5 protein-coding genes are annotated in these 11,860 nt (G+C 34.6%); 2 read left to right on the forward strand and 3 right to left on the reverse strand.

Annotation, left to right across the window (positions count from 1 at the left end; translation table 11 throughout):
* Nucleotides 1–253: 253 nt before the first annotated feature.
* Complete coding sequence (locus D1816_RS16345; protein ID WP_158597689.1) at nt 254–1,789, reverse strand: serine hydrolase; 1,536 nt, start codon at nt 1,787–1,789, stop codon at nt 254–256.
* A 279-nt stretch (nt 1,790–2,068) separates the two neighbouring features.
* Between D1816_RS16345 and D1816_RS16350 the strand changes: the two genes are divergently transcribed.
* Nucleotides 2,069–3,220, forward strand: coding sequence for a DNA polymerase III subunit delta' (locus D1816_RS16350; RefSeq protein WP_066315068.1), 1,152 nt, complete (start codon nt 2,069–2,071; stop codon nt 3,218–3,220).
* An 87-nt stretch (nt 3,221–3,307) separates the two neighbouring features.
* A complete protein-coding gene (locus tag D1816_RS16355) occupies nt 3,308–3,706 on the forward strand; it encodes a DoxX family protein (protein ID WP_066315070.1) in 399 nt (132 codons plus the stop codon).
* 159 nt (nt 3,707–3,865) lie between these two features.
* Here the strand turns inward: D1816_RS16355 and D1816_RS16360 are convergent, their stop codons facing one another.
* Nucleotides 3,866–10,519: a PA domain-containing protein gene (locus D1816_RS16360; protein ID WP_118504226.1), complete on the reverse strand. Its 6,654-nt coding sequence runs from the start codon at nt 10,517–10,519 to the stop codon at nt 3,866–3,868.
* A gap of 361 nt (nt 10,520–10,880) precedes the next feature.
* Nucleotides 10,881–11,837, reverse strand: coding sequence for a type IX secretion system membrane protein PorP/SprF (locus D1816_RS16365; RefSeq protein WP_066315075.1), 957 nt, complete (start codon nt 11,835–11,837; stop codon nt 10,881–10,883).
* Between the last annotated feature and the right edge of the window lie 23 nt (nt 11,838–11,860).

Raw genomic sequence — 11,860 nt, forward strand, 5'->3', positions numbered from 1 at the left:
AATAATTCTATTTCGTTAAAAACATTAAAAATCGGCAGAAAAATTCTTTCGAAAACGATAGTAAATTTTCACTTTTATCGATTCTTTAGAAAAAGTGCTTTTTTGATAAAAAAATGATAGTGTTTTATTAAAAGATACTCTTTTCTAAACTTATAAAAAACACTTTTCAGTCCTACTATTATACAAATATCTTAGTTACAGTACGTGTTTCTTTTGATTCAAAAAGTACCTCAACCTACTTTATATACATAGTTTATTTTTGATTCTGTTTTTTTGCTTTGATCTCATCAAAAAATATATCTCCATTTGGTACATCAAATTCTAATCCTGTTATTTCATTATTTGTATTGGTGATAAAGCCTAGCGTTCCAAAATCAAACCATGCGTGTTCATTTTCCCATTGTATTTCAAAAGTATTGTAGTGCCAATGCGCAAGTTTAGCTGTTAAATCCGGAGCTCCTTCAAAGTTTAATTTTAGTTCATTTTTTGAATTTGTAGATACTGTTATTTTTGCTCCATAAAGATCATCATAATAGCTGCCTTCCATTTCGGTCTTTGCAATGGTAGGAGTGGTACCTTTTTTTTGCTTGGTACGAATGGTATTTTTCTTTTTATCGATCCAATCTGTATAATTAGTATAGTTGTTTAGTCCTATTTTATGCCAATCTGTATCCTTTCTATTTAAAAAGTAATCTAAAATATCATATGTAAGGTAGTCGCCAATACTTTTCATACTATTGGTTAATATTACAATTCCCAATCCTTGTTCTGGTACCATTGCGACTCTTGAATACATACCATCATAGCCGCCACTATGTGTAATTACTTTTTGCCCTTCATAATCATAAAGGCCAAAACCTAAACCATATGCCGAAAAATTCATAGGGTATACCGCCCTTCTTTTATAATTTACTTTATAACTATTATTAGGGTGCCACAATTCTTCTTGTTGATCTTGGGAAAAATATGTCTTATCATCAATCTTTCCATTTGAAAGATGAAGGTTAATCCATTTTAACATATCATCTACACTAGAAATAATGGCTCCGGCACTGCCCATACTATCCCAATTTGTCCATGTAATCGGTTTATTTTCATTTTTAATAGGTTTATGAGGTGTAGCGACATTAGAGAATTTGCCAAGCTCTTCTATGCTAGTTATTGTTCGGGTCATTTGTAAAGGTTCAAAAAAACGTGCTTTTACATAATCACTCCAAGAATTTCCTGTAATGGATTTAATGACTTCTCCCGCACTCATATACATCAAGTTACTATAACCGTATCCATTTCTGAAATCATAAGCTTTAGGGACATATTTGATTCTTTTTAAAAGGTCTGCAGCAGATCTATTATTCTTGTACCATATCACATCTCCACTAAAATTAGCAAAACCTACTTTATGGCTTAATATATCTCGAATTGTAACCTGTTCTGAAGTATAACTATCGTATAGTTCATAATCAGGGATATATTTTCGTACCTTATCATTCCATGATAGTTTTCCTTCTTCGACTAATGTTGCTAATGCTGTTGTCGTAAATGCCTTTGTGTTTGAAGCAATGGCATACATTGTCTTACTATTTGGTTTTTCTTTTCCTTTTGCATTTAAAACACCATATCCTTTTGCCAAGACTACTTTTCCGTCTTTAATAATTCCTATTGACATACCGGGTATATTCCATAATTGCAATGCCTCTTCGAAGCTTTTATCTAACTGCTCGATTGATTTTTGTGCAATAGATGATGCCTGAAAAAAGAACAAAAAAACTAAGACTGTAAGTGTTCTCATTGTTTTATTTATTTTGATAGTTTTAGGTAAGTTATTCATATTTATTATCACTCAAATTATTATTTGCCTCTTAAGAACTATCCCAAATATCTTCTTAAAATTTCTAATAACACAGTTTTACACTAAGACATTTTTACAATATCCTTTATTCATTGTGATCATTAAGACTCTTAAAATAGCCAAATGAGTTTAAAAATTAGTAAATACCCTTGGTTTTTAAATATGATCATAGCACAAGGTTTTCTTGTTTAACTATGAATGAGTTCATTATATTTGTCCATGCTTTTCTCAGAAATTTTAGGCCTAAAACATATTAAGAGCTATTTGGCAACAAGTGCAGATCGTAAGAGAATTCCTCATGCGCAACTTTTTGTAGGTCCAAACGGAAGTGGGACTTTACCAATGGCAATTGCGTATGCGCAATATATATTATGTCAAAATGAAAATGGAGAAAACACTAATGGTAATCAATCCTGCAATATTAAGTTTGATCATCTTGCACATCCTGATCTTCATTTTGCTTATCCAGTTGCCGTAAATGATAAAGTAAAAAAACACCCTACCTCTAATCATTTTGCAGAAGAATGGAGAAGCTTTGTAAAGGAAAACCCTTACGGAAGTATTTTTGACTGGTATCTTTCTTTAGGGATCGAAAAAAAACAAGGACAGATTGGTGTTGATGAGGCGCTAGAGATTGTAAAAAAACTTTCTCTAAAAAGTTATGAAGGTGGGTATAAAGTCATGCTTATTTGGATGGCGAATAAAATGAACATCGCCGCATCAAATAAACTTCTTAAACTTATTGAAGAACCTCCTGAAAAAACTGTATTTATTCTTATAGCAGAAGATGAAGAACAGCTTATACAAACCATTAGATCTAGATGTCAGGTTTTACATTTTCCACCTCTGGGAGAACAAGTTATAAAAGATGTATTACTAGAGAAAGAGAATTTATCTGATAGCGAAGCCTCAAAAATAGCACATCAAGCTAATGGTGATTACAGTAAGGCCTTGCATTTGCTACATCATGATGGAGGTGATGATCAATTTGAAGAATGGTTTATACAATGGGTACGTACTGCCTTTAGAGCAAAAGGAAATAAATCTGCTATAAATGATTTGATTAGTTGGAGTGAATCTATAGCGGGAACCGGAAGAGAAACACAAAAAAAATTCTTAAACTACTGTTTAGACTTTTTTAGACAAGCACTATTATTAAATTATGGCGCTAAAGATCTAGTTTTTCTAGAGCCTACTACAAGTGGTTTTAAACTCGAGAATTTTGCTCCTTTTATTCATGGAGCAAATATCATGGATATTTGTACAGAGTTACAAGATGCTGCGTATCATATAGAACGAAATGGTAATGCCAAAATCGTACTTACAGACCTTTCTATAAAACTTACACGTCTATTACATAAGAAAAGTTAATCGTTGTTGTAATACCCTATAGCTTTTCTTAAATGACATCTAGTTTTCAAATCTTATTCTATATTTGATATACTAAACATACTCATCATGGATAATTTTATGACGCATATTGTATCAATTACAATTCAATTATTTTTACTTATTACTTTTTTACAATCAGGAATTGATAAAATAGTGGATTGGAAAGGAAACGTTGGTTGGCTAAAAGAACATTTTGCAGCCAGTTTTATGGGCAAAATGGTGCCTTTACTATTAGTGATTATTTTGATTCTTGAAGTTTTTACTGCACTATGTTGTATAACTGCAATATATGCTCTCCTATGTTGCGGATATGGCTTTTATGCCATCTTAAGTGCATTTTCAGCGTCTGTAACGCTATTACTACTTCTTTTTGGACAACGAGTAGCAAAAGATTATCAAGGTGCTTTAACAATCACGTGTTACTTTATCGTAGCTATCTTTGGATTGTATATGGCAACAAAATAAAACAAAAAAAAGCTGCCTAAAAAGTATTGATAGTTGTAATCCGTCACATTGAGTGAAGTCGAAATGTATTGAAAATCAAGATATACTATTTCTCAACTTCGCTCGAAATGACAGAAAAATCACCTTTTTAGGCAGCTCTTTTTTATTTAACAATTCATGTTATTTTTTTACTAATCGAGTAAAGACCTCATCATTAGTATTGGTTACTACCTTAACAAAATAAATTCCGTTGGTTAACGAAGCAACGTCATAAGTGCTCTCTGATGTTTGTAAGACTAATTTACCCATCACATCAAAAACCTCTATACTTTTAACCTGCTTATTAATTTGTACCAAGCTAGTAGCCGGATTAGGATACATCACAAAATCTGGTTGGGTATCTGGTACTAGTCTTTCTGCCTTAAAATAATAGGTTTGTATTCGGTCTGTAGATTTATTTGCAAACTCGATTACTACCCTATATTCTCCTGCATCTGCAATGTCGCAATCATTAGTAGTACATAAATTAAACCAGCCAGAAGTGCAACTAGAGTCTGTTGTAGGACAATTATCTTGTAATTCTATATCACAATTAATATCATTAAATTTTTGCCAAACTACAGAAACCACATCCAGAAAAGGAATATCTAAGGTTTCACCATTAGCGTTTTCTATTGCAATTGTAGGGTAAATTTGTCCTGTTATCGTACAAAAGAAAATCTCATCTGCATACTCAATAATCGGGTTTTGAGCAGTAGACTCCATGGTAACTGTCTGGCCAACAATACATCCATTGCTATCCAAAACTTCAACAAGATATTCTCCTGATGAACCTACAGTAAAAGTATTTGAAAGTTGCTCACTAACTACAGTACCGGTCTGTATGTCTTTTAATTGATATATATATGGTGGGTTACCTCCTTTAGCGATGACTTCAATAACTCCATCTGCATCATTAGTAATCGGAGTAACTGTCACGTTCAAGAAAATTGCCGAAGCTTCTAAAATATCAACAGAAAGTGTTGTTATACAACTGTTTGCATCTCGAATATAGATTGTTGTTATTCCTGAAGGAAGATTGTCATAATTTAATTGACCTTCAACAAAATCAACATCATTATTTGTTATATTGGTTTGATATGGCGGAGTTCCTCCCGAAATTTCAAATACCACTGAACCATTACTATCTCCAAAACAAATCTCTGGTGTACTATTCACAACTGAAGCATGTATAGGCGTATTTTCTAAAATTTCTATAGTTGAAAGTTGCTCACACCCATTAGTGTCTTGTGCTAAAACATCATAAGTTCCTGGTCCTAAGTCTTTGAATACATGTTGATTAAAAATACCATCAGAATCATCACTAAAGAATGTATTAGGAATCGAACTAATTGCAAAAGAATAAGGAGGAGTACCTCCTGTTGCTAATATCGTAACGGTCCCATTATTCTCTCCATTACAAGAAACACTGCTTAGCGTTACTTCACTTAAAAACTCTGGTGGGTTTGTAATTGTAAACGGTACCGACACATGTTCTGCGCCCTCTCCGTTTACAGTATAAAGGTATGTCCCCGCAAATAGACCAGAAAAAGTATTACTTGTTTGGGGTCCAGAATTTATGGTTTCTCCTAGAATACTTGTTCCTGTAAGAACATACTCATATATACCCGTTCCTCCTGTTACATTTGATTTTATTGATGCATTACTTTCTCCGAAACAAGATATAAAAGCACTGTCTAAATTTAATACTACCGATATAGGCAATATTAATGGGTCTATCGTTGCTGATACTGTTTTGATACAGCCATTACTATCTCTTATAAATATGGTAAAGGTTCCTGAAGGAAGATTTTCGAAAGTATTTGATGTTTCAAAAATATTTCCCCCATCTAAAGAATATTGATAAGGAGGAGTACCTCCGTCTGTATTTACAATAATTTTTCCGTCATTTATTGTTGTTAGTGGTACGATCTCTGTCGACGCATTTAGGGCAGAAGGTTCTGTGATTTCAAAAATTGAAATATCCTCACAATTTGTAGTAATGTCAAAAACTCTTATGGTATACGTACCAGTTCCAAGATCTGAAACAACAATTGTGTCTACCGTAGACAATGGATTACTAACCATAAACCCAGTTACAGAATCAAAAATTTCATAACCAAAATTAGACGAATTTACTGTAAACGCTACACTACCATCAAGACTACCATTACATGTTATATCTTTAGGATTAAGACTCGTAATTTCAATTTGATTTATTAGATCTGCACTGTAGTTCTTTGCAATACCACATTCGTTATCACTTCTTTTTGCTTCTATAGTATAGATAATACCTCTGCTAAAGGTAATTGGCTGCATACCCGTTGTAGCTGTAATACTAAATGTTGCCGGTCCAGAAAAAGGAGCTGGTTGTATTGTAAAATCATATTGCACCCCATTTGCTATATCTGTAGAAGATAATGCTGGAAATGCTGTTACATCGGTAAGTACTGTTTGGTTTTCACAACTAGATGCTCCTTCTGTTAATATGATATCATCTATTTCTTCTAATTGATTAATGCTGATTGGCGCACTTGTCGGGCAAGCAGGTGCATTTGGGTTTCTAACAAAAATAGTATATACACCTGCCACGCTTATAGGAAACGATGTTATATCAGATACTATAGCAACAAAAGGTCCTGAGGCATTTAAACTCCATTCATAATCTCCTGTGCCGCCAGTAAAATTGGATAATGTAACTTGAGCATCTTCATTTCCAGAAATACAACTTAATTCTCTAGTTAGATTAATATCAAAAGTGATTGGGCTTGGTACAATAATATCATAACCTTCTTTAACAACAGGGCAGATTGAGTCGGCTGTTGGGTCTGTTGTGTCATTGTGCGACGCTCTTATTTTATAGCCTGTTCCTGAAGGTATATTCGTAAATGTAGTAGTAACATTAGATGTACTTATTGATTGTACTACCTCATCTTCACTAGTTAAAACTTCATAAACAAAAGTTCTTCCTGCAACTGCTGATGAAGGTGTAAGGGAAACCTCTATAGTACCCAAATCTGTTGGACAAACGGGATTGGAAGGCACTACCGAAGCAATCTCTATAGGAACGTACGTTTCTATTCCTGATATACTAGCTTCCTTAATGCAACTCAAAGGTAGACTTGTATCAAAAATTTGAAAATTAAATACATCCGAAGGTACCGCAGTAGTTGGTAGTGTAAATCTAAACCTATCTTGCGGTTCACCAGCATCAGGACTTACAAATACGCCTGAAGCAAATCCGAATTGATATGGCCCACCCGAGCCCTCTAAAACAATTACCTCTACTACTGCTCCCGTATCGCAGCTTGCAGGTGCTATAAAATCCACTCTTGTTGTAAACGCCGGTGCTGCAGGAACCACAACATTGGCAAACTCTTGAATGCATTCTGGATCTGGATTACGATTAGAAACTATCTGTACGGTATATATTCCAGGTAATAAGTCATTAAATGTATAATCACCTTGGTTTGATGCCTCATCTCCTGTTACTATATCGATAGCATTAGGTCCTCCCTGGATACGATATTCATATAATGGTAGTCCCCCAATAACTTCGGCTCTAATACTACCCAAACCACTTGGGTTATCAATAGTAGTGCACTCTGGTGCTGTAACAAAAATATCAAAAACAGGGTCAAATGATCTTATCGTACCATCTATCTCATACATACAATTTGGAAGTGCTGTATCCACAGCATACACTGTAAATAAAAATGGATTAGTTTGAAAAGGAATTACAAAACGTCCATCTATATTGGTTGATGCTATTACCTGTGCAGTAGTTGGTGGTGGATCTGAAGCTAGTCGAATCACAAATCTATACGTATCGCCGGGTGGTATATTGTTTACTTGAACAAGTCCATCATTACCACATTCCATATCCGAAATATCTACTTCTGGTTGGTAATCATTTTTATTAATATCAAAATAGAATATCTGCGTGCATCCTCCTACCACTTCTAATACCATTCTGTATTCTCCTGCATCTGTAAATTCATAAGTAGTTGGTGTACCCGATCCAGAAGGTAAGGTTGTCCAATTTCCAAATGCATCACAACCACCAGTAACGGCAGGGCAACTATCTGTTCTATCCTTACATGTATCGTTAGTTAATTGTTGCCAAGTTATAGCGACTAAATTATCTGGATTTGCTTGCGAATCTACAGTATATGTCTCATCACCACATAGATTAATTTTTGCTAAAGGCTGACTGCACCCTCCATTAGTATTATCAAAATAATCTATAAAATTCTCTACAGTTGCATCGTCTTGTAACGGATGAGGAGCCGACGCAAAGTTTATAACATCAAATTCTTCTGTAAGGGTCATACATATACCATCGGCAGGATTAGTATCCTCCTTAATTACGATATACAATCCGCTTTCATTTCCAGGCGGCACAACCACTGACGGTATCGTTGTAACTGTAGAAAAACCATTCGGTCCTGACCATGTATAGCGATCATATCCCGTTCCTGCAGTTAATATTAATTCACCGCCACATGTACTTACACTTTGTGTACACGCTGGTATGTTAACTAAAAAGTTTGTTGCTAATCCATCAGTATTTCCACATTCAAAAACTTCGTTTGCACTCTGTTGTGTTTGTTGTATCCCAGAAACGATACCGGTATATGTAGCTACCGCCAAATTCGTTATTTCATTAGAACACGTATCTCGTAACGATTCACAGTCAGAAACTACGCGTACCGTAAAATCGACAGTCAATTCTCCATCTCCTGGTCCCGAAGGGCTCGTATATTCTAAAAGATCAGCAGGTATTGACAATTTTAAGGTTTGAGTTCCTTGGCTATCAATATTTACTGCATAACCTATGGTAGGAATTGTTGCCAGATTACCTATTGGGTTTGCTGTTACATCAATACCATCAATAGACTCTAAATCAACATTTGCCGGTAATACATCATCTATAGTTACATTCTCTGCATAATTTTCGTTACCAACGTTTTTAACTCGTAAACGATATACTAAAGCATCGCCTGGCTCTACAGCAGTGCCACTAATTGACATGTTTAAGTCTGTTGGATCGTATACCTCGTTAATCAATAATAGTTCCGGTAAAATATCTTCGACTGCAATGACAGACATAAATGCCTGATAGCCGTCACCATTTGATGATAGCCTAAAATTTGCACTAGTAGCATCATTAGGAATAAGATCATTTGCATTATTCGGTAATTCAAAAATATCGGTATCAAAACCAAGCGTGTTGGCAGATGCTGGATTTCTGTTTGTTGATATTACTCCATCAACAGAGATCGAACTATTAAAAAAGTTATCTTGGGGATTAGCTGCATTAAATATGTCTACATAAATCCCAGAGGTGTTTTCTATCTGCAAATTATCATTTACTATACCACTATCACCTTCTAAAGCTCCTATTCCAAACTTTACGTTTACCGGACTTGGAGCAGCAAGGGTTCTAAATCCCTCTATGGGCAAATCGACAGTACTTGATGTCGTACCGGGTTGAATTTCTCTAAAACCATCAAAAACAGACATAAATTTATTGACTCCCTCAAAACTTGGGTCATTATAAATTACAACCAATGACCAACCACCTGTTGCTCCTGAAACTCCCGAAGTATCACCTACCGTTGCTTTCATATTAGCAACTGTATACGTACCATAACCATTTGCTTGCACTATAGCTGTTACATCTGCATAACAAGTGTACGGAACGTTATCACTAGCCGCCATACCAGGGTTTGAAGCTGTACCTGCATAACCATCATAAATAATACCACCATGAGTAGTTGTTCGCGTACCATTTACATCTATTACTTGAGAACCTGTTTGAGGCTGTACAAGTGTATAAGTAACAGCTCCCGGTGCTCCAAAACCTAATTGTATAGCTTTATAATCAGCAGTACCTCTAGCTCTAACATCGTTCAAAGGTAAACCAGTAGTGATTTCGTCACCTGTTGTAGATATGGTAGCGTTCATTACATTAGCCTCAAAATTAATAACATCGATAAGGTTATTACCAAAAATATCATTATTACCTATCGTTACAGACGGTATTGTTATGGTTGCACCATCCCCTGTAGCACGTTGCAAATTACCATTGTCATTTACAATTATTACTCCTATTGCTCCTGCATTTTGTGCATTAATGACTTTTTCTCTATCTGTACAACTACCTCCCGTATCAATAACTGCGATGTTGCCAGCTAATGCTCCTGCGTTTGTTATACCACAACCATTTCTAGGTGCTGCCACAACAAGGTTAGATGACGCAGGACTTAACCTAATATCAGAATTATCGTTAGAAAACTCTGTGACCCTAAGAAAATATGTATCTGCCCATTGTGAATTATTTAGTGTCAATACAGTATTAGAAGTACTAGCATTAACCCTACCAGTACCATCGAAATCTGTGGTGGGAATTTCATCTTCTATATATAAGGTTGGAATACCACCTCTTGCTAAATAATAATTAGCCGTCCAGTACAATCCAGCATATACAATTGTAGAGCAATTCTCGGTACTTGGGTTTTCTAAATCTGCACTACTAGAACTAAACGTTGAATTATCCCCATCGATATCAATATATGCAGTATCAAAGCTAGATCCATTATTAGTTCCAAGTGTATCATAATTTTCATTTGGATTGGACTGTATACCATGGATAGCATTACCGATTAAAAGTATATCTCCTCTGGTAGAAATATTCTGTCTAGGTCTAAAATCTTGTTGAGCCAGTATATTTGATACTGCACCAAAAAGCAAGCCCAATACTAAGAGTTTTTTGAGTAAAGTTGTTTTCATTTGTTTAGGTTTCGTTGATTATAAATTGTTTGTTACCAATAGATTATTCATATACTGTTATTACTTAGTGCAACCAGTAGAACAATTGTTACCCTTTAAAAACATCTTTTTCTTCTTTTTTTTGCATGAATTTAGTATCTCATGATAAAAAATCATGAAATATTCTAGAAAGACATTCATTTAATACAAAAACGTTTGTAAAATTATAGGGTTATGTGGGGTAGGATTTACTACAGGCAAATATAGTTGTCTAAAAATAAATATGTGATATTTATTTATTGTTATTATTTTTAGATAAAATAGTAAGCATAAAAAAGCCGATTCTTATAGGAATCGGCTTTTTAGTTATGTTATTTCTTTTCTAGTATGTACATCCACATTTACTTTGTCGACAACCAAAATCTAGTCCTAACGTAATCATATGAGATCCTGCACTTGTAGTTGGTTGTAATACTTCGTTTACATTTACTTGATATCCATACGCTACATAAAAATTAGCTTTTTTTATACCAATCATTGGTGAAACAGAAAGTGGTTTAAAATCTTGATCCACCAGAGACCTTACGCTTACACCAGCCCAATAATAATCTCCTCGATGTAATTTTCTAACCTTTAAATTTATATCTGTCGTAGAACGGCCATCTCCTGCAAAATTTTGATATAGGATTGAGGGTTCGATTTCTATATCACTAAATCTATGATAAAATGTATATCCTGTATACAAATAGTAGTTTTGTATTTGTGACGGTTCTGTTGGATTAAAATCGTCTATTTGCTTTTGTAATAAGTTTACTGCATTGGCACTTAAGAAAAACCTTCCTAGACGATATAACAATGCAATATCAAAGTTAGAATCATTTACACTTACATCTGCCAATCCTGGATTAAAAGGGTTGTCAGGGTCTCCATTATTAAAATCAGAAGTATCAATACCAAACTGAGTGAATTTATAGCTCAATCCAAAAGAAAGATATTGGTTATCATACTCGCTTATTGTTAAATGGTGTGCAAATGATAATTGAATACCTTTTTGGGTTGTAAAACCATTTTGATCATTAAATAAAATCGCTCCTACTCCTGACCTATCAGATATCCTACCATCTATAGACAGGGATTGTGTTCCTGGGGCATCTTCGATACTCACCCATTGCTCAAATCCGGAGGCTCTTATTTGCCAACAATCTCCTATACCTGCATACGCAGAAGATATTAAATAGGGGTTATCTGCAATGTATTGGTTTTGTACAGGGGCAAAAAACTCTTGTCCAAACGTGCAATAACTTGCAAAAAGACTAAGTATTACAATATATTTCTTCATCTAACATTTAAAATTACTAACCA

It is taken from the genome of Aquimarina sp. AD10 (genome assembly GCF_003443715.1).
Taxonomy (GTDB): domain Bacteria; phylum Bacteroidota; class Bacteroidia; order Flavobacteriales; family Flavobacteriaceae; genus Aquimarina; species Aquimarina aggregata.

Coding starts and splice junctions, on each gene's coding strand:
- D1816_RS16350 (WP_066315068.1), top strand. CDS start 2,069: ATGCTTTTCTCAGAAATTTTAGGCCTAAAACATATTAAGAGCTATTTG.
- D1816_RS16345 (WP_158597689.1), bottom strand. CDS start 1,789: ATGAGAACACTTACAGTCTTAGTTTTTTTGTTCTTTTTTCAGGCATCA.
- D1816_RS16355 (WP_066315070.1), top strand. CDS start 3,308: ATGGATAATTTTATGACGCATATTGTATCAATTACAATTCAATTATTT.
- D1816_RS16360 (WP_118504226.1), bottom strand. CDS start 10,519: ATGAAAACAACTTTACTCAAAAAACTCTTAGTATTGGGCTTGCTTTTT.
- D1816_RS16365 (WP_066315075.1), bottom strand. CDS start 11,837: ATGAAGAAATATATTGTAATACTTAGTCTTTTTGCAAGTTATTGCACG.